We start from the raw sequence: 20,395 nt of genomic DNA, 5'->3' as shown, positions 1-20,395 counted from the left end.
TACATCTTTTCAGATGGTTATTTTGTTTTTCCTAAGATAGTGAAATTTTTAAATGAATGAGATTTATTTACTAGATCTCATCATCTTCTATTAATTCATCAATAAAGAATAAAATATCTTCACGATCGTACTTGTCAGGAAACTGATATCCATTGATGATGAAGATGGGAGTAAAGCTTAATCCTGCGTTACTGTTTTCTATGGACATCTCTACCAATGGATTCAGATTTTCTGAATTTACGTTTCCTCCGGATAGTGCATTGATTTTGCTTTCATCTTTCGTTTCAAACCATTCTTCTACAGCATGTAAAAATTCTTTTTCGGGTTTGTTATGATAGATATGAGTTAAATCTGAGATAAGCTGAGTGTAATTTTCAGGAGCTCTGTCCGGGCTGTAATTGAATCTCATCTGTAATGAAATATGCTCAGGATATTTTTCCAGAAGACCTTCAACAAGCTTATGTGCATCTTTACAGAAACCACAGTATGGATTGGAAACGATAGAAATACGAAGCTTGGCATCTCTTTTTCCAACAGCAAAAGTTTCAGTATCCTGGAATTCTATTTTTGGATTTTGCTCCATCTGATTTTTGAAAAGCTCATAATTTCTTTTGAAGCGTAGATTTTTCGCATTTGATTTTTGAAGTGTTTCTTTTTGCTCAAGTAGCGTGTTGAAATAAATAACTGCAGAAAATACAAGAGCCCAAAGAATGACAGTCAGTAAAAGTGCACCAACGCTGAAAGAAAGATTCTCAAAAAATAAGCTGCTTATTACAATTTGTCCTACAAGAATTGAAATAATCAAAAGGCATACTCTACAAAATGTTTTTTCTACAAATGCCTGGATGTACAGAGAATATCCGATGGCGAGTACAGAAACGAATGTAAAACCTTTTACAATATAAGCTGTAGCTGGTAAGAACAATCCTAATATAGCAAGTCCAGCAAAATAAATCAGAGAAAAGTCTGCAAATTTTAATCCCAGAATACTGGTTTTGTCCTGTTTGATAATCTTATCACATGAGTTGGCAGTCTGACTTGCTGCAGTGCCTCCGCCTCCACATATACTTCCAATAACAGTAGAGGTATTCCCGAATTTCTGATTGAAAATTTCCAGGGAAATATAAACGCCTGCTAATGAAAGAATATTGAATATAGCTTCGTAAATAGATTGACTAAGAAAAGAATAAGCTATAACAGCCGCAAAAATGAGATAAAGAACCGGTTTGAAATTGAAGGCCAGTTTGTTTTCTGCATTTTCCGTTTTCTCGAACAGCAATACGAAATCTGTTGATTTATTGTAAAGTTCTTCCTTACCGAAAGTCTTTGCTTTTTCTGAATATACTGAATAATTGCTTCCTGACTTTTTCACCAATGAAAATGAGTTTTCCACAATAGCAATAAACTCTTCCGGAAGTTCATCCCAATATTCTTTGTCAAGTTCATAAGCATCATTTTTTACCCCCATAAAGTTAAGAGTATCACTGAATGCCAGTGCAGATGGGTAATTGGGATGGGAATTGAACTGGAAAATAAATTCCTGTTTATCGAGTTTTAGGTGGTTAATTAGTTTGTCAAAAATCATATTAATATTTTTATCTAAAATACACAGATGTTTTAAATATACAAAAAAAATTTTCCTTTATTAGTGAGATATAAATGGGTGTTGGTAGATTTTATTTGATCCTCAGTATTTTATTTTGTGGAATTAAGAGCCTGTAAGAAGATCCTACCCCTGTAGTGCTATAGTATAAATGATAAATTCTATCTCCTGTTCAACGCAATTTATTTATGTTGTTTCCTGATCTTACTAAAGTTTTAACACCAATATAGAGGTTATACAATCTATTGTTTATTGAAAGAAGGCGGTTTCCCACAGGCGGGCATTATAAAGTTCTCATGGTTAAGTTTTACATTAAATTTTACCTGTGGGAGTAACAGACGCCTTGCTTTAAAAAAGTATATTTCGTGTTTTTACCTGAAGCAAAGATGCATCTGTAGCTTTTATGACACAAGAAAAGGATGCCGGAATTGACCAATTTTGGATTATTTGTGATCCGCTACTCGCAATTTTTTCGTATAATGTTTTGATTATCTGATATTTATGTTTTATTTGAGGGAAAAGATGCAAACGTAACAGAGTGTAACTTATGCTTTTGGAAAAACACGTACATAAGGCCTGGGAGGTGCTTTTATTGATTGTTAAGGAGAAATTAGATTAAATTGGCTGGCACAGTTTGAGCAGAATTCCGCTTTTTACGCAACACAAGAATTTAATTCGGATCGGGATTTTTTTTCAAAATAAATGATGTAAAAAGCTTTTGAAGATAAAATGGTATAATAACAACTGTATAAAATCCTATTTTGAGACAATAAATCGTTCGGATTTTAAAAATACGTTCTTTTTTGCTTATCATCTCATGATGTTTTTGAAGTTGAATTTTTAGAAATATCATATAAAATACGGATGATAACTCCATTTTTTAAAATTGGAAAAAAGAGTGTAAAAGCGATATTTTTTATTTAAACAAATGTTTTGTTTTGTAGTTTTTTTATAGCTTGTACTGCGTTTTAACCTTGTTTTGTTTATTGAATGTCGCTATTTTATGTAATTTGTAACAAGCTGAAATGAACTCAAAAAAACTTAAAAAATCATAAAGTTTTCATAAAGTTTTAAAAAAGGATAGAAATGTTTTTGTATTTATAAAATATGTTGTACTTTTACATCGCCTTGAATGAGGGAACAAGTCAAGGTAATAAATTTTTTTTCATCATTTGTGTTTTTAGAATCGTATCGCCTGATACGATTCTTTTTTTATTTATGATTCATAATTTAAGAGCAGATCAATAAAGTAAGAATAGGTAACAGAGCCTTCTTGTTGATTACTTTTCAGAAACAGATTATTGGTAAATCCAAAGAAGTCATCCAGCCATCCCTGATGCTGAAAAACAAAGCTTTTTTCATAAGCACGGTCTCTTTTCATAGCAGGCGAATATTGAAGGAGAACATTCTTTACAAACTGAGGGTCTTCTTCCACAATAAATCTTAAAAGGCTTTTTAAAGTGAAAAGCTCAGTGCTGTATCTTAACTCCTGATTACCGGAATGAATGCCTATTAAATACCCCACAAAATTAGCTTCCTGCTCTCTGGCAAAACCCAGCTGATGAGAACTTTCATGAGCCGTTGTAAAGGGGATGAATGTATGGGGTAATTCACTGTTATACTGAGCTTCGGCTGTAAAAGGATTATAATATCCAAGAATTCCTGTAAAACTCATAACACTTTTGAATAAACTTGGCTTGATATCCAGAATTTGAGGTGCTTTTTTATCCGAAATATAAGAGGGCAATTTTGTCTGCTGATCCAGAATTTCCTTTTGTATAGAGGTAAGGTTGGTGATGACAAATACGCCGTTTCTGTCTTCGTGTACAGACTGTCTTGTTGCCTTGCATTTTTCAAGATAAACGAGGGCTAATTTTTTTGCCTTATTTATATTGGGTTCCTTCTGGCTGGAAAGTTTTTTAATAATCGGAGTCTGGAAATACAGCATGCCCCAGAGGATTTGATAAATAAAATAAAAAACATTTATAATAATAAGAATCCTTATCAGAGAATCATTTCTTCGCTGTTTACTGAATGAAGTAATCAAATAGTATAAAAGGAATATTCCCAATAGAATATACATCAAATCTCCAACAGAAAACGGAATCCAGCTGAACAGTGTCTGATGAGTCCCTTTCTGAAATTCAAAAAAACTTTCAAAAAAAGAAATCATCACTTTGGATTTTGAGAATCCATAAAACAAAAGAAATTGGGCAAGTAATACACCTGCCCAAAATCTCTTTTTCTTATATATGTTTGTTGTAGTATTAATGACCATTACCTTTAGATACTTTATCCAGATCAATACCCTGAGATTTCAGAATACCACTCACACGGATCGCATAGAACGCAAGATAAGCAAAACAAATTACCCCTACGATATAACTGAAATGAATATTGGTAATATCCGCAATATACCCCTGTATAAAGCTCACAATACCTCCACCCATAATCATCATGATAAGGTATCCTGAACCTTGGTTAGTGTGCTTTCCAAGTCCGTTGATTGCCAATGCGAAAATACAAGGCCATAAAGTAGAGCAGAAAAGTCCTACGCTGGTAAATGCATACACAGATACCATTCCTGTAGTGAACATTCCTATAAGTAAAGCGGTGATCCCTGCCAGAGAGAAGATTAAAAGCATTCTTGCCGGGTTTCCTTTACTTAAAATATCACAGATAATCATCGCAATGATGATGAATCCATATACATAGAAAGGAGAAAGGTCATGCTTGGCCAATGCATTCACGAATAAAAACACACCAAATGCAAGATAAGGAGCTAAGAATCTTAAGATCTTTTTAAATCCGGCATTCACGTCAAATGCTTCTACAGCACCTGTCCAACGGCCAATCATTAATGATGCCCAGTATAAAGAGATGTAAGGAGCTACATCTTTTGTTTCAAATCCTAGATTTTTTTCCATATAAGCAGGAAGGTTACTTGCAGTAGAAACTTCCACTCCTACATATACGAATATGGCGATCATTCCCATTACCAATTGAGGATACTGGAAAGCCGAAGTTCTGTGTTCTCCCGGAGTTACATCATCTGTATTCTCAGTATTCGTTGGCGTTACAGCAGGAAGGGAAGAGAATTTAAGCATTAAAGCTACCAAAGCAAAAGCTGCTCCTAATATAAGGTAAGGTACTTTTACACTTTCTATACTCGCTTCCGTATTGGCAGCGCTTGCAGAACCAAAAATAGCAAATGCAACGATAAGCGGTCCGATAGTCGTTCCTAAATTGTTGATCCCTCCAGCCATTGTCAATCTCTGAGATCCTGTTTCCGTAGGACCTACTTCAATAGCTAACGGATTGGCAACAATCTGTTGAAGGGAAAATCCTAAACCTACAATAAATAATCCGGAGATCATTAAAGGGAAAGAATGCATATTGGCAGCAGGGTAGAACAACAGGGTTCCCAGTGCGGAAATCAAAAGTCCTACTATAAGGCCGTTTTTGTACCCGATTTTGTTGATCAAATCCTGTTTCAGGCTCTTTGACACAAGCATATAAATTAAAGAACCTACAGTATATGCTACATAGAAACATATCTGTACCAGCATACTCTCAGTTTGAGACAGATTGAAGGCTTTTTGAAAAACTGGGATCAGAATATCATTACTGGCTGCTACAAATCCCCAAAAGAAGAATACAGTAACCAATGGAATGAATTGAGCCCAATTGGTTTGTTTAGAATAATTTGACATATTTATTATAGATTTCACAAACAAATATAACTATTTCCTTTCAACGGAATACCTGATTAAGGTTTTTTTTATTTTCTCATAAGCCTCTGCCTTTAAGTCTTTTGGCGAATCTGTAGGCTCAATGATTCCATTAAAATATACCTTTACTCTTCCGGGGAAGCCTTTTGAGTTTTCAAAAGGGAACATTTCCTTGAGTCCCACAAAGGTATAAACAGCTATAGGAGAATGATGTTTTGAAGACAGCATAAAAGCTCCGTCCTTAAAATCATCCAGAATAACAGAAGTGTCGTCCGGCACACCGCCTTCAGGAAAAATCGCAATACTGTTACCTTCCTCCATCTTCTCGGCACATCTTCGGTAAACATCGGCACGGCTTCTTGCACTTGCTCTGTCTACCATTACACATATTCTTTTATATATAGTTCCGAAAATCGGAATTTTTACCAGTTCTTTTTTTCCTACAAAACATATCGGGTGATCAGGGAAGAGAATGCAGACAAGCATAATGTCCATAATGGAAGTATGGTTGGAAATAAAAACATAAGGTATATTTTTGTCTTTTTCCTGTGTGGAAAGCTTAATCAGATCATATCTGAAGCCCATTCCGTAAAACATGCCGAAACACCAGATTCTGACGAGTTTGTAACCGTATTTGTAATGCTTTTTATTAAAAGATAAAATGTAAACCGGGATTCCGATACTGACTGTCAGAAAAAATGCCAACAGAAGCAACCAGAATCTCCAGAGATAATTTAAAATTTTTGCCACAGCTTAACCGTTAAAAATTACTTTCTTCTTTATCGAATAATTCAGAATGGAAACCAGCAATATTGCTGCAATTTTGCTGATCATTTCCGGGCTCAAGGTATAAAAAAATAAATTGATATTATCTTTAAATATGAAACTGTAGAATATCTGGAAAAAACCTAAGCTGAGTAATGTTGAAAAAAAGGAAACCACCATAAAATAAGCAAACTCTTTTCTCTTTGAATGTTTTCCTCTTTCAAACACAAACCAGATGCTCAGAAAATAATTGGTAATAATCCCGCAGCTTGTGGAAAAAATGTTACTTAAAGGGTAGTGTACTCCATAGAAGTTGGTTTCTTTTAAAAAGAAGTGCGGAAGATAGGTACTGAAGATCTTAAAGCTTCCTATTTCTACAATGGCACTCAGTCCTCCTGCAATGATGAAGAACAAAACCTGTTTCTGGCGTAAGAGTATTTCTTTCATGTAATGAGTATAATGGTTGTACATATCGGATAGCACAATGAGCGGATTGATATCTCAGCAGGTAAACACTTTAGCGGATCCCTTCTGTTAATAGCCGTTTTAAAATCCCAATAATTATATGGCTTCACAATATGAATATGCAAATTTATAACTATATGTTAAACACTGAAAAAAGTTGTTAAAATATTTTTTTTAATAAAAATTATTTCTAATTTTAATATTCAGAATGATGTAATTAAGACCTGATAATAAATTCATTTTCAACTCCTTGTGTTGATGGTTTTTTCTATCTTGTAGTGCCTGGTTAAGCGCATATACTCCAACATTTTATGACCCAATTTTTAATAATATTTGTATGAAACGTCAAAACAAATACAGAAAATTCCAGCTTCAACAGAAAAATATTGAGGCTCTTGAGAAAGAAAATTCCCGCTTCAAAAGAGTGTATTCAGAGTATGAAAATATGTCAGACGAATTGTGGAATCTTGAAAACTCCAGCGGAGAACCCGTACCGGATGATTTTATCAATGCAATGGTATTACAGACTTCTTATCTGGAAGATGAAATAGAAGATTGGCTTATACAATTCAACGAAAAAAAAACACAAATCAAACATTAATGATTTTAGACAGCTTCCAAGTTGTTTTTAAACGCTAATTGAAGATAAATTCATAATTTAGCACCCTTAAATTAAAATCTAAAATATGGTTGCTATTGTAGATAGTGGTTCTACTAAATCGGATTGGGTAATACTTGATGACTTTAAGAAAGTTTTTCTGAAAACAGAAACCATCGGTTTTAATCCGAATTTTATCAACAGAGAACTTATCGCTCCTGAAATTCAGAAGAATAGCAATCTGATATCGGTTAAAAATTCAATTACCAAAGTCTTTTTTTATGGTTCCGGATGCGGTGTGAAAAAAAACTGCGAGACCATAGAAGAAGAGTTGAAGAAGGTTTTTGGAAAAGCAGAGATTATTGTGAAGGAAGACCTGATGGCTGCGGCTTATGCGGCATACAGTGGGAAGCCTGCTATCGTGTGCATTCTGGGTACAGGATCAAACTCCTGTTTTTTTGATGGTAAAAATGTAAAGATAGAACTGCCTTCACTAGGATTCCTGATCGGGGATGAAGGAAGCGGAAGTGCTATCGGAAAGCAATTGGTGCGCAGATATTTTATGAAAAAACTGCCTGCAGATCTTCATAAAGAATTTGAAGCAGATTATCAGCTTACCGTAGAAGATGCATTGAAAAATATGTATCATACGCCGAGACCAAATGCCTATCTGGCAAATTTTACCAAATTTGTAATCGAAAGAAAAGATCATCCTTATTTCAAAGACATGGTTTTTGAAGAAATGAAAAGTTTCTTCGAATATCAGGTTCTTCCTTATGAGGAAGCGAATGACGCTGAAATCAATTTTATCGGTTCCATCGCTTATTATTATGAAAATACACTACGTTCTGTAGCTGCAGAACTTAATTTAAATGTGGGACATGTTGTGCAGAAACCAATTGAAAGCTTAGTAGATTACCACATTAAATACATACTTTAACAAAAAACAAAATTTTATGTCAAGTAACAACAATCGTGACGAAAAGAACTTTAGCCAGGCAGCGCTAGATTATCATAAAGCAGAACCCAAAGGAAAAATTGAAGTGATCCCATCAAAGCCGCACTCTTCTCAAAGAGATTTGTCATTGGCTTACTCTCCGGGAGTAGCAGTTCCTTGTATGGAAATTCATGATAAGCCGGAAACTGTATATGATTATACAGGAAAAGGAAACCTGGTAGCAGTAATTTCTAACGGTACTGCCGTACTTGGACTGGGAGACATCGGTGCTGAGGCTTCAAAACCGGTAATGGAAGGGAAAGGACTTTTATTCAAGATCTTTGCAGATATCAACGTTTTTGATATTGAGATCGATGAAAAAGATCCGGATAAATTTATTGAAATTGTAAAAGGAATTGCTCCTACTTTCGGAGGGATCAACCTGGAAGATATTAAAGCGCCTGAAGCTTTTTATATAGAACAAAGACTGAAAGAGGAATTGAATATTCCTTTGATGCACGATGACCAGCACGGAACAGCCATTATCTCCGCAGCTGCATTGATCAACTCTCTGCAGATTGCCAATAAAGATATTGATAAAGTGAAAATGGTGGTGAACGGAGCGGGTGCTGCAGCCATTGCATGTACCAAGCTTTATATTTCATTAGGACTGAAAAAAGAAAACGTCCTGATGTGTGACAGTAAAGGCGTAATCAATCATAAAAGAGAAAACCTTACTCCTGAAAAATTAGATTTCATCGCTCATACAGATATTGAGACATTAGAAGATGCTGTAAAAGGATCTGATGTTTTTGTAGGATTGTCAAAAGGAAACGTAATGACTCCTGAGATGTTACAGAGCATGAATGAAAACCCTATCGTATTTGCTCTTGCCAACCCTGATCCGGAAATTGCTTATGATCTTGCTCTTGAGACTCGTAAAGATGTGATCATGGCAACAGGAAGAAGTGATTATCCTAACCAGGTAAACAACGTATTGGGATTCCCTTATATCTTCCGTGGAGCATTGGATGTGCAGGCTACAGGAATTAATGAAGCCATGAAACTGGCAGCGGTACACGCTATTGCTGATCTTGCAAAAGAACCGGTACCGGAAGCTGTAATTTTGGCATACAATGTTCAGAATCTTCAGTTCGGAAGAGAATACTTCATTCCAAAGCCATTTGATAACAGACTGATCACAAAAGTATCAAGCGCTGTTGCTAAAGCAGCTATTGAAAGTGGTGTTGCGAGAAAAACCATTACGGATTTTGACGAATACGAGCACCAGCTTTTAGACAGAATGGGTAGAGATGAAAGATTGGTAAGAATGATGCAGAGCCGTGCGAAATCCAATCCGAAAAGAATTACCCTTGGAAATGCTGAAGAATACAATGTATTGAAAGCGGCTCAGATTCTTTATGAAGAAGGAATTGCTTACCCAAGTCTTTTAGGAGATAAAAAATACATCAAGGAGCAAATGGAGCGTTACGGAATTACTCTGGATGTTCCGATCATTGATCCAAGTGATGACGATCAGAAAGAAAACAGAAAAAAATACAGAGAAACACTTTGGAAACTTCGTCAGAGAAAAGGAATGAACGAGTACAAAGCGAAAAGATATGTACGTCAGAGAGACTATTTCGGACCTTTGATGCTGAAGCATGGTGATACCGATGGACTTATCGTAGGATTCTCTAAAAACTATACTTCCGTTTTGCGTCCTGTTTTAGAAGTGATCGAAAAAGATAAAGGAGTAGACAAAGTAGCGGCAATGATGATGATTCTGTCTGAAAAGAAACCTATTTTCTTCGCAGATACTTCTATCAATCAAAACCCTACAGCAGAAGATCTTGTGAATATTGCTAAAATGGCAGAATTTACAGTAAAATCTTTTGCGATTGAACCAAGAATTGCAATGCTTGGATTTGAAAACTTTGCTGCCATCTCTGAAACTTCTAAAAAAGTGGCAAAAGCAGTAAGTATCCTTCATGAGAAATTCCCTAAAATGGTTGTGGATGGTGAAATCCAGCCGGATTTTGCAATGAATGCAGACCACCTGAGCGATTACCCATTCTCAAAATTAGGAACTACACCTGCCAACACATTCATCTTCCCGAATCTGGAAAGTGCAAACCTTTCTTACAAAATCCTGAGAGGAATGAAAGTTGCCCAGGTAATCGGACCTATCTTAATGGGATTAAAACAGCCGGTACACGTACTTCAGATGCGTTCAAGCGTTGATGAGATTGTAAACCTTGCTACCATTGCTGTACTTGATGCTCAAAGAAGAGAGAAGAAATAATACAAAGATTTGAAGGGTAACTGTAAATCAGTAATCCATCCCTCTTATTTAAAAAATGACACTGTAAACCGTGTTCAGATAGTAAAAAGACTCCATATTTTGGAGTCTTTTGTTTTTCTGTTAATTCCTTGAATTCTCATTTAAAATTTAAGTTAAAAATCATTCCTACATCAAATGAAAACATTAATTAGTTTAAATTGCTATATTTGGGAGTTTTAAAAATTAATAATGATATTTTCTTTACAAGGCACTGTTCAAGAACTTACGCCTACCTACGCTGTCATCAATGTTCAAGGAGTTGGTTACTATGTGGGAATCAGTTTGATGACCTCACAGACGCTGGTTTTGAATCAGCAGACCTTTCTATTTATTCAGCAGATCATTCGTGAAGATGCTCATCTTCTCTTTGGATTTAACACACGTTCAGAAAAAGAAATGTTCAATCTGTTAATAAGCGTTAATGGAGTGGGAGCTGTTTCAGCACTGATACTGCTGTCAACATTGAGTCTTGATGAGATTGCTTCTGCCATACTTTCCGGAAACAGTGCACTGATCCAAAAAGCAAAGGGAATTGGTGCAAAAACTGCCGAAAGAATTATTGTAGATCTTAAAGATAAAGTACAGAAATACAGCGATCCAAACGCGAACATTTCTGTGATGGTGGATAATAAAATCAAGGAAGAATCGTTATCTGCATTAGAAGTTTTAGGCATTCCTAAACGAACGAGCGAGAAGATTGCGGATAAAATTATAAAACAAAATCCAAGCATCTCGGTAGAAGAATTGGTTAAACAAATCTTAAAAAACATTTAACATTTGGTGGCGAATATTAAGCATCTTAACATATTTTTGTTCCTGTCGTTCCTGTGTATGTCTGTCAGTGCTTTTGCACAGGCGCAGAAAGACACAGCGATCATAAGAAAACAATATGAAGTGGCTGACCCTACGAGGTATGAAGCCTATTACGACATTAAAACCGGGATGTACTATGTGTATCCCAAAATTGGAAATACCATTACAGGTCCGCCTACAGCCATGTCTCCGGAAGAGTATAAAGAATATATGCTTGCCAGCCAGACCAGAGCTTACTATAAGGACAAATCTGATAAGTACAATCTTCTTTTCAGAAAAGATAAATCAGATGCAAGGAGAAAAGGGCTTATCCCTTCTGTGATGATCAATAACAAACTTTTCGAAACCATTTTCGGAGGTAACAAAATTGAAATCATCCCTTCAGGATATGCATCTCTGGATTTTGCAGGACTTTATCAGAAAATAGATAACCCAATGATCCTGCCTCAAAACAGGACCAGTTTTACCTTTGATATCGATCAGAGAATTCAGCTGGGATTATTAGGAAAAGTAGGGGAAAACCTTCAGTTGAAGGCCAATTATGACACTCAGAGTGGTTTTGCTTTTGAAAACAGAATGAACCTTGTCTGGCAGGCAAAAGGAAGCTGGAAAGATCTTCAGAGTAAAGGTCTTGGAAATGTAGATAAACCCAACGAAGGAGGAGAAGATAAAATCATCAAAAGAGTTGAATTTGGTAATGTAAACATGCCGCTTTCAACCAGTCTTATCCGAGGTTCCCAATCACTGTTCGGGGTGAAAACAGAATTCCAGTTAGGAAAAACATTTGGAACCGTAGTCCTTTCCCAGCAGCAGGGAGAGGCTCGTAATATTGTCGTACAGGGTGGTGGTGTGATGAACAATTTTAAAGTCAATGCCATTGACTATGAAGAGAACCAGCACTTCTTTTTAGGACATTATTTCCTGAACAAATATGATGATGCCTTACTTAATTATCCGCAGGTCAACTCAACCATCAATATTACAAGAATGGAAGTCTGGGTATTGGATCAGGGGAACAGCAACCTGGCGTATCAGAAAAGTATTATCGGGATCAGAGACCTTGGTGAAGGTCCAGGAGGAATTACGTTGCCTGATAACTCTCTGAACGGTCTTTATGATGCTGTTTCATCGGTAGCAGGAACCAGAGAAGTAGGAAAGAATTATGGGACTATTTTCCAGGGACAAGTGCTTCCTGGTGATCCCACTCCTTATGATAACGGAGAGCAGTTCATTTACAATACAAAGGCAAGAAAACTGAATGCTAACGAATTTACCTATCAGCCGCAACTGGGATATATTTCATTAAATCAGAAACTTAATGATCAGCAGCTATTAGCCGTTTCCTACTCCTATACAGTTAACGGAAGTAATAAAGTATACAAAGTTGGGGAATTTTCTGAAGAAAGCCCGGTACTGATTACCAAAGTGTTGAGAGTAAACAATAAGGTGAACACGCAGTCTCCCATGTGGGATCTGATGATGAAGAATATCTATTCTATCGATGCAGGACAGGTAGCTCCCGATGGCTTTATCCTTAATGTATATTACAGAGATCCAAAAACAGGGGGTAAAGTAAATTATCTTCCTGATACTCCTGTGAAAGATCAGAACTTATTGAAATTATTTAACTGGGACCGCCTCAATATGAACGGCGATATCCAGAATAATAAAGATGGAAGTAAAGGAGACGGTATTTTCGACTTTGTGAACGGGATTACCATCAGGCCTGAAACAGGAAGAGTCATCTTTACCAAAGTGCAGCCTTTCGGTAAATATCTGGAATCAAAATTGGGTACAAGTGATCCTCAATACGTTTTTCAGGATCTTTATACCAAACAAAAACAACAGGCGATCTCCAGTAACCTTTCACAAAGATATACCATGGAAGGCCGTTATAAAGGTGTTCAGGGACAAGGTATTTCTTTAGGAGCTGTAAACGTCCCTCAGGGATCAGTAAAAGTGGCAGCAAACGGAGTACAGCTTACGGAAGGTGTAGACTATACCGTAGATTATATGCTGGGTACGGTTACGATCATTAATGAAAATGTAAAACAGTCCGGACAGGCCATCAATATTTCACTGGAAAACCAGTTGACCTTTAATACCCAAAGAAAAAGATTCTTAGGATTAAACTTAGAAAGAAGATTCAGTGAAAACTTTATCTTAGGAGGAACAGTAATCAATTACTCAGAATCTCCACTGACCCAGAAAGTAAACTTCGGACAGGAAGCGGTAAACAATACCATGGCAGGGATCAACCTGATGTACAACAATCAGGCCCCTTATCTTACAAGATTGACCAACAAACTTCCTATGGTAAAAACGGAAGCTCCATCCAACTTAAACTTTAAGATGGAAGCAGCCTACTTATTGCCTGGATTGAATAAAGGAACAAATAATCAATCTTACATTGACGACTTTGAACAAACAACTTCTAAAATATCATTAAAAGAACCGGCAGCATGGAGCCTTGCTTCAAAACCGGAAAAAAATACATTGCCGCCGTTTAATACAGTACCGGCAAATGATGATATTACAAGCGGATATGGAAGAGGATTATTAACATGGTATAACATCGACCCTAGATTCTGGAACGTTGGAGGAAAAGCTCCTTCAGGAATTACACCACAGTCTGTATCCAACCACGCTTCCAGAAGAGTACAATATTCAGAGATCTACAACAACCGGGATTTCGTAGCAGGAGAACAAACCTTTACGAATACTTTCGATATCTCTTATTTCCCTAAGGAAAAAGGACCTTACAACGTAAACCCATTGGCAGAACAACCACAAAGCAGATGGGCAGGGATTATGAGATCAATCAGTGTTCCGAACTTTGTTACTTCAAATATTGAATACGTTGAATTCTGGATGATGGACCCATATGCCGATGGTAAAACACTGGGTACCGATCCAAAACTTTTACTTCACTTAGGGAACGTTTCTGAAGATGTTCTGAAAGATGGAAAAATGCAGTATGAAAACGGACTTCCAACTCCAGGTAATCCTTCTTCTACAACGAATTCAAATTGGGGAACACAACCAAAGCAACCACCAATTTTATATGCATTCTCTACAGAAGGAGATGAAAGAAAAACACAGGATGCCGGATATGATGGTCTTACTTCTGACCAGGAAGCAATGAGATTCGGAAATACTTTTGTAAACCCGGTAACCAATATTGCTGACCCTGCAGTGGATGACTTCGTATTCTATCTTTCTGATAAATTTACAGGAAGCCAGGCTGCTTCTGTTGTGGAACGATACAAATATTTCAGAAACCCTGAAGGAAACTCAGAAGCAAACTCTCTGAATGTAGCTTCTCAAACTCCGGATGCGGAAGATATCAATAAAGATTACAACCTTGATCAGACTGAAAACTATAACCAATATGTTATAAAGCTTGACCAGCCAAGTTTGTCACTTGGGTCAAACAATATTGTAGATGTTAAAACAGTAAAAGCAACTTTCCAGAACGGGCAGACTTCAGATGTTAAATGGTACCTGTTCAGAATTCCTGTAGCGAATTATGATCCAGCTGAAGGAACACACGAAGATGCAGTATTGAACAACGTAAGATTTGCAAGATTAATGCTGGCAGGATTTGACCAAACGTCTACCTTAAGATTCGGAACAATGGATCTTGTAAGATCAGACTGGAGAAAATATACCAGTAAAATTGCCAGTGTAAATGTTCCTAATTCCGACGAAGGAACCGGAACTGTGACAGATCCAAACTTTGAAATAGGAAGTGTAAATATTGAAGAAAATGCTTTGAACCAACCTCCATATGTATTGCCTCCGGGAATTGACAGACAGGTATTGAGTGGAAATGCAGGAGCGCAGAGACAGAATGAAGCATCACTTTACATGAAAGTGAAAGACCTTAAAACTGAGGCAAGAGGAGTATTCAAAAATACAACATTGGATATGAGAAGATACAAAAAGCTGAAGCTGTTTGTACACGCTCATGATCCATTGAACAGAGTGATTGGATTGGATGAGAATACCAAATTCTTTATCCGTTTCGGAAGCGATGCCACTGATAACTATTACGAGTATGAATCATCTTTAAGAATGACTCCTACTACAGCAACAGCTCCTATGGAGATCTGGCCAATGGAAAATGAAGTTGATTTTGATGTTCAGAACTTTGTAGATGCTAAAATCAGAAGAGACAAATCTGGTGTTGCTATTACAAATAGAACCGTTGACACAGGATATCAGGAACCTTATAAAAATATTTATATCAAAGGTAGACCTAGTTTAGGAAATATTACCACCATTATGATTGGGGTACGAAATGCAGATCCAAGAACAAACTCTACCATAACAAGAGTTCTTTGGGTTAACGAAATCCGTCTTTCTGAAATTGAGAATGATGGCGGATACGCAGGAAATGCCAGCCTAAACTTTAATATGGGAGACCTGGCAACAGTGAATGCCAATGCCTCTTATACATCGGTTGGTTTCGGAAATATCGATTCAAAGCCGGCGGAAAGAACACAATCTACTCAGTCGGCATTCAGTATCAATACCGCAATCAATGTAGATAAATTCCTTCCGGAAAAAACAGGGGTGAAAATTCCTTTAAACTATTCTTACTCGCAGACTATTGAAGATCCAAAGTACAATCCTCTGGATACCGACGTAGAATTCAATAAGGCACCAAACAAAGAGCAATTGAAAAAAGTAGCGAGAACCTATACTCAACAGAGAAGTATAGGAGTCGTTAACATGCATAAGGAAAGAGTAAATCCAAATAAAAAGCCTAAATTTTATGATATTGAAAACGTATCAGTAACTGCAGTTTATAACGATGACTACTTTAGGGATATCTATACCAAGAGAAACTACAGACAGTATCTGAGAGGGTATATTGATTATAATTACACCTTTAAACCGTGGGTACTGAAACCTTTCAACAAGATGATCAGTGACACGGCAAAATCTACGAAGTATCTGAGATGGGTAAAGGAATTCAATATTAATCCAATTCCTACAAGAATCTCTTTCAGAACTGAAATCGACAGAAACTACAACGAGCTTGAGTTCAGAAATGTGGAAGCGATCCTTAATGGTGATATGAATAGTAATTTCGATGCCATCAGAAACAGAAACTTCTTCTTTGGATGGCAGTATGGATTAGGATTCAATTTTACAAAATCATTAAAACTGGAAATCAACTCCGCAACCAGAACGTTGAATGACAATCTGGATGTAAATTCGATGGACAGCAAATCGATCTTCGGAAATGTATTCAGAGCAGGACGACCGGTATTGTATAATCACAGAGCACAGCTGAATTATAAACTGCCATTCCAGTATCTGCCTTATCTGGATTTCATTGATGCTGAAGTGGGATACGGATTTACCTATAACTGGGCGGCGAGATCTACATCATTGCTTGGATTTACAGACCCCAATACAAATCAGACCGCAAGTTTAGGATCTGTGGGACAGAATACCAATGTGATTCAGGCAACAGCTTCTGCTGATCTTCCTAAGTTCTTTGGCCAGTTTAACTATTTCAAAAATATTAATGCCAAACTTCAGAAACGAAGACAGGAGATGGACTCTCTGAATAATGTGTATTCAAAACAATGGGAGAAGAACAGATACCGATATAAGAAATATAAATTTAAGAATAAACTTACGCCACTTCAAAGTGCTGCATTCTTCTTAACTTCTTTCAAACAGCTAAACGTAAGTTATAACGAAACGAATGGAACAGTACTTCCGGGATTAATATCAGCGCCAAACTGGTATGGATACGGACAGACATTGGGAGGTCCTACACTTGGGTTCCTTTTAGGATCACAGGCAGATATCAGAAGAACAGTAATGGAAAACGGATGGGTGAGTGAATCCAATTATATGACAGATCCGTATGTAAGAATGTCGACCAAAGAGCTGAGAGCAGATCTACAGGTGATGCCTATGAATGACCTGAGAGTCGATCTTAATGTGCTGCATACCTTCAACAGTAACTTCTCGCATACAGGATTTAATTATACCAATGGTGGAGTTCCTGATCCGGATTTTACATTCGCCAGCGAAATGATAACATATTCCAATACAACAACACTTCTCAGTACATCATTTAAAGATGGGCAGGCCGTGTACCAGGCGATCAGAGAAAACGCAAGAGCTCTTTCTCAACAGCTTGGAGGTCCGGGAGCAGTATTGGATAACAATGGATTTGCTCAGCACTATAGTATTGGAAATGCCTATGTATTGATCCCTGCCTTTAGAGCAGCGATGGAAGGGAAATCTGTAACCCCGATGTCTAATCCTAAAAAAGCAGGATTCCCGTTGCCAAACTGGAGAATTACCTATTCAGGATTAAAAAATATTCCGATGATCAGCGGACAGTTCTCAAAGTTTGATATCTTACATGCTTATACCGCTACCTATACAGCAACTGGTATTCAAAGCAATGTAGATTATCATGGAAACCCGAAAGGATACTATCAGACGGTAGATAATGCAGGTAATGTGATCAAGGATGGAGGTGATAAGATCAACCCGTATACATTCGCACAGGTTGGATATGTAGAATCTTTCTCACCACTTATCGGAGTAGACGTTACCATGAGAAACAATATGCAGTTCGGAATACAGTACAACAGAACCAGAATGATGGTACTGGGATTAGTCAACCAGACGCTTACCGAAGATGCCAATACAGAATATGTAGTAAGACTGGGGTATATTGTACGAAACTTCAGACTGGGAACAGCCAATATCCGGGGAAGAGGAACAAGAGGAAAAGGAAGCGACCTTAATATCAGAGGAGATATTTCATTAAGAGACAGTAAAACATCCATTATGAATATCCTGTTGAATGATGCTCAGGTTACCGGAGGACAAAGATTGATGAACATCAAACTTTCAGCAGACTACAATGTCTCCGAGAATCTGAATCTGAGAGTATTCTATGAACAGATGACCTCAAAGTATAAGATCTCCACAGCATTCCCGCTGTCTACAATCAGAGCAGGTATCTCAGCCACATTTACATTCGGAGATTCCGGAGGTGGATTCTAAAAATAATACAAACATAAAAGTCCTTCAGTTTTGAGGGACTTTTTTTATATCCAATATTTGAAACTACTATATTTTTGAATACATTTGTACAAAATAAAAATTTAAAAATGAACACACCATCAGAATTAAAGTACACGAAAGATCACGAATGGATCAAGATCGAAGGTAACGTTGCTACAATCGGTATTACAGACTTCGCACAAGGAGAACTTGGAGACATCGTTTACGTTGATGTAGATACTGTAGATGATGATCTTAATGGAGGAGACGTTTTCGGAAGTGTAGAAGCTGTAAAAACTGTTTCAGATCTATTCTTACCTATCTCAGGAAAAGTTATCGAGTTTAATTCAGAATTAGAAGATCAGCCTGAACTGTTAAATACAGATCCTTATGGAGACGGATGGATCATCAAATTGGAAATTGCTGATGGAGCAGATCAGTCAGAGTTACTTTCTGCAGATGATTACAAAGCAATCATTGGATAAGATTTCAAAAATATTTAGTAAGATACTGCCCATTTATTGGGCATTTCTTACTTATATGCTTCTCAAGCCAGGAGAAGAAAACCATGAATATTGGTTCATGTTCAGCGGTATCGACAAGGTATTGCATGTTAGTATATTTGCAGCTTTGGGTTTCTCTTTCGTTGCTGCATTTCCCAAAATAAAATTCTCATACTTTTTTCAGATTATCCTGCTCTATGCTTTCCTCACCGAAATTTTACAGGAAGAAATGGGATTAGGCAGATCTATGGAAACTTTAGACATCGTGGCAGATACCATTGGATGTCTCTTAGGATATTATACCTATAAGCTATTAATCAAACGTTTCTTTTAACCCATCGTTGAAAAAACAACCATCGTATTTCAAGCCTTTCTTATATATTTATATTATATAAGGACTTAAATACTCACCACCCCAAACTCTATCACTCTCCAACCCTCCAACTCTCCAACCCAATAATCAGGAGCTTTATCCTGCTATCCATTCATACTCCTCGCGCCCGCGCACTCCCACGCTGTCACCCTGAGCGAAGTCGAAGGGTCTCCTGAACCCACCCACCCTCCAACCCAAGCTGCGGGGTAACCATTACTATCAGGGCTAGGGGAGGAGCTGTAAATGATGAATGATGAATGATGAATGATGAATGATGAATGATGAATGATGAATGATGAGGTTCTCGGGTTATTGAGTTTCGGGTTTCGGGTTGTCGGGTAGAGTAGTAACATTCGTATTGCGTTCTCCATATTTCTGATTTCTATAGAAAGTGGTTAGTTACGAACATACCTCCATTTCCCTTGTGTTATTCCGGAGGAATCCCAACTTCTTTACAAGAGTCTTAAAGGAATTAAAATAACAGTATAATGTCTAAGGCNGGGTATTGAGTACAAATCTCTATTCCTATTGTGTCATTCCGCAGGAATCCCAACTTCTTTACAAGAGTCTTAAAGGAATTAAAATAACAGTATAATGTCTAAGGCCTTTTAGCAGTTAGTATTAGCCGTGTCATGCTGAGCCGAGTCGAAGCATTGTAATTAATTATCGTATACGAGTTAAATCTTATCACTCTATATTATATATAAATATATTCTTTAGCATTTCCCATTCTTCCCATTCTATATATAATATAAAAGCAAACATCTTCTCTGTGTCAATCTGCGAGATCTGTGGGCAATCATCACCCCAAACCCCGCATCCCGCACCCTGAATCATCCCTTTTCACCCTCTCCAACACAGAAACTCTCCAACCCTTATCGTTCCATATAGTATAAATGTATATAATAAGAACATCTTCCCTGTGTCAATCTGCGAGATCAGTGGGCAATCATCACCCCAAAACCCCGCATCCCGCACCCCGAATCATCCCTTTTCACCCTCTCCAACGCTCAAACTCTCCAACCCTCCCACGCTCTCACCCCATCCTCCAAACAAATGTTTAAAATTTTTCACCCTGCCTTCCAGTTGATTAGGGTAAAATCCGCTCCGAATATGAAATTTATGTTAAATAAACTTGCGTAGAGTATATGAAGTTTCTACCTTTGCCCCACTGAAAAACGAAAGACATTCAGCAGCGCAGAAGAGCCTTTAG

The 20,395-nt window shown here is 37.1% G+C and carries 12 protein-coding genes; 7 read left to right on the top strand and 5 right to left on the bottom strand.

Translation table 11 applies throughout. The annotated features are described in order from the left end of the window. Window positions 1-70 precede the first annotated feature (70 nt). From DDF69_RS17730 to DDF69_RS17705, 5 genes are all read right to left on the bottom strand, one after another. On the bottom strand, window positions 71-1,585 hold the full coding sequence (locus DDF69_RS17730) for a vitamin K epoxide reductase family protein (protein WP_114821953.1): 1,515 nt from the start codon (window positions 1,583-1,585) through the stop codon (window positions 71-73). 1,234 nt (window positions 1,586-2,819) lie between these two features. Then, entirely contained in the window at window positions 2,820-3,776 is a 957-nt protein-coding gene (locus DDF69_RS17720; protein ID WP_410494294.1) for a DUF3810 domain-containing protein, read from the bottom strand. 94 nt (window positions 3,777-3,870) lie between these two features. Continuing rightward, window positions 3,871-5,316 carry an MFS transporter gene (locus DDF69_RS17715; protein ID WP_114821950.1) on the bottom strand — a complete coding sequence of 482 codons (1,446 nt, stop codon included), beginning with the start codon at window positions 5,314-5,316 and terminating at the stop codon, window positions 3,871-3,873. A 30-nt stretch (window positions 5,317-5,346) separates the two neighbouring features. Next, window positions 5,347-6,084 (bottom strand): lysophospholipid acyltransferase family protein, encoded by a 738-nt coding sequence (locus DDF69_RS17710; protein ID WP_114821949.1) that lies wholly within the window; start codon window positions 6,082-6,084, stop codon window positions 5,347-5,349. Between the two features lie 3 nt (window positions 6,085-6,087). After that, the gene (locus tag DDF69_RS17705; RefSeq protein WP_114821948.1) at window positions 6,088-6,546 is read right to left on the bottom strand and encodes a GtrA family protein; all 459 of its coding nucleotides are present in this window, start codon (window positions 6,544-6,546) and stop codon (window positions 6,088-6,090) included. A gap of 355 nt (window positions 6,547-6,901) precedes the next feature. Between DDF69_RS17705 and DDF69_RS17700 the strand changes: the two genes are divergently transcribed. From DDF69_RS17700 to DDF69_RS17670, 7 genes are all read left to right on the top strand, one after another. After that, window positions 6,902-7,165: a hypothetical protein gene (locus DDF69_RS17700; RefSeq protein WP_062672483.1), complete on the top strand. Its 264-nt coding sequence runs from the start codon at window positions 6,902-6,904 to the stop codon at window positions 7,163-7,165. An 85-nt stretch (window positions 7,166-7,250) separates the two neighbouring features. Then, window positions 7,251-8,102, top strand: coding sequence for an ATPase (locus DDF69_RS17695; RefSeq protein WP_114821947.1), 852 nt, complete (start codon window positions 7,251-7,253; stop codon window positions 8,100-8,102). Window positions 8,103-8,118: 16 nt separating this feature from the next. Next, window positions 8,119-10,404 (top strand): NADP-dependent malic enzyme, encoded by a 2,286-nt coding sequence (locus DDF69_RS17690; RefSeq protein WP_114821946.1) that lies wholly within the window; start codon window positions 8,119-8,121, stop codon window positions 10,402-10,404. A 228-nt stretch (window positions 10,405-10,632) separates the two neighbouring features. Continuing rightward, window positions 10,633-11,217, top strand: a complete 585-nt coding sequence (gene ruvA, locus DDF69_RS17685; RefSeq protein ID WP_114821945.1) for a Holliday junction branch migration protein RuvA — start codon at window positions 10,633-10,635, stop codon at window positions 11,215-11,217. Between the two features lie 57 nt (window positions 11,218-11,274). Then, complete coding sequence (sprA, locus tag DDF69_RS17680) at window positions 11,275-18,306, top strand: cell surface protein SprA (RefSeq protein WP_114821944.1); 7,032 nt, start codon at window positions 11,275-11,277, stop codon at window positions 18,304-18,306. 107 nt (window positions 18,307-18,413) lie between these two features. Further along, on the top strand, window positions 18,414-18,791 hold the full coding sequence (gcvH, locus tag DDF69_RS17675) for a glycine cleavage system protein GcvH (protein ID WP_047098621.1): 378 nt from the start codon (window positions 18,414-18,416) through the stop codon (window positions 18,789-18,791). Window positions 18,792-18,816: 25 nt separating this feature from the next. Next, the gene (locus tag DDF69_RS17670) at window positions 18,817-19,143 is read left to right on the top strand and encodes a VanZ family protein (protein WP_317048659.1); all 327 of its coding nucleotides are present in this window, start codon (window positions 18,817-18,819) and stop codon (window positions 19,141-19,143) included. Window positions 19,144-20,395: the final 1,252 nt, after the last annotated feature.

Origin of the sequence: Chryseobacterium sp. KLBC 52, from assembly GCF_003347605.1 — a bacterium.
Taxonomy (GTDB): Bacteria; Bacteroidota; Bacteroidia; order Flavobacteriales; family Weeksellaceae; genus Chryseobacterium.
This window is presented reverse-complemented; position numbering and strand designations above follow the sequence as displayed.

Excerpts from the sequence above, each read along its gene's own strand:
- DDF69_RS17715 (WP_114821950.1), bottom strand. The coding sequence starts at position 5,316 with ATGTCAAATTATTCTAAACAAACCAATTGGGCTCAATTCATTCCATTG.
- sprA (WP_114821944.1), top strand. The coding sequence starts at position 11,275 with ATGTCTGTCAGTGCTTTTGCACAGGCGCAGAAAGACACAGCGATCATA.
- gcvH (WP_047098621.1), top strand. The coding sequence starts at position 18,414 with ATGAACACACCATCAGAATTAAAGTACACGAAAGATCACGAATGGATC.
- DDF69_RS17730 (WP_114821953.1), bottom strand. The coding sequence starts at position 1,585 with ATGATTTTTGACAAACTAATTAACCACCTAAAACTCGATAAACAGGAA.
- DDF69_RS17690 (WP_114821946.1), top strand. The coding sequence starts at position 8,119 with ATGTCAAGTAACAACAATCGTGACGAAAAGAACTTTAGCCAGGCAGCG.
- ruvA (WP_114821945.1), top strand. The coding sequence starts at position 10,633 with ATGATATTTTCTTTACAAGGCACTGTTCAAGAACTTACGCCTACCTAC.
- DDF69_RS17700 (WP_062672483.1), top strand. The coding sequence starts at position 6,902 with ATGAAACGTCAAAACAAATACAGAAAATTCCAGCTTCAACAGAAAAAT.
- DDF69_RS17695 (WP_114821947.1), top strand. The coding sequence starts at position 7,251 with ATGGTTGCTATTGTAGATAGTGGTTCTACTAAATCGGATTGGGTAATA.
- DDF69_RS17705 (WP_114821948.1), bottom strand. The coding sequence starts at position 6,546 with ATGAAAGAAATACTCTTACGCCAGAAACAGGTTTTGTTCTTCATCATT.
- DDF69_RS17720 (WP_410494294.1), bottom strand. The coding sequence starts at position 3,776 with ATGATTTCTTTTTTTGAAAGTTTTTTTGAATTTCAGAAAGGGACTCAT.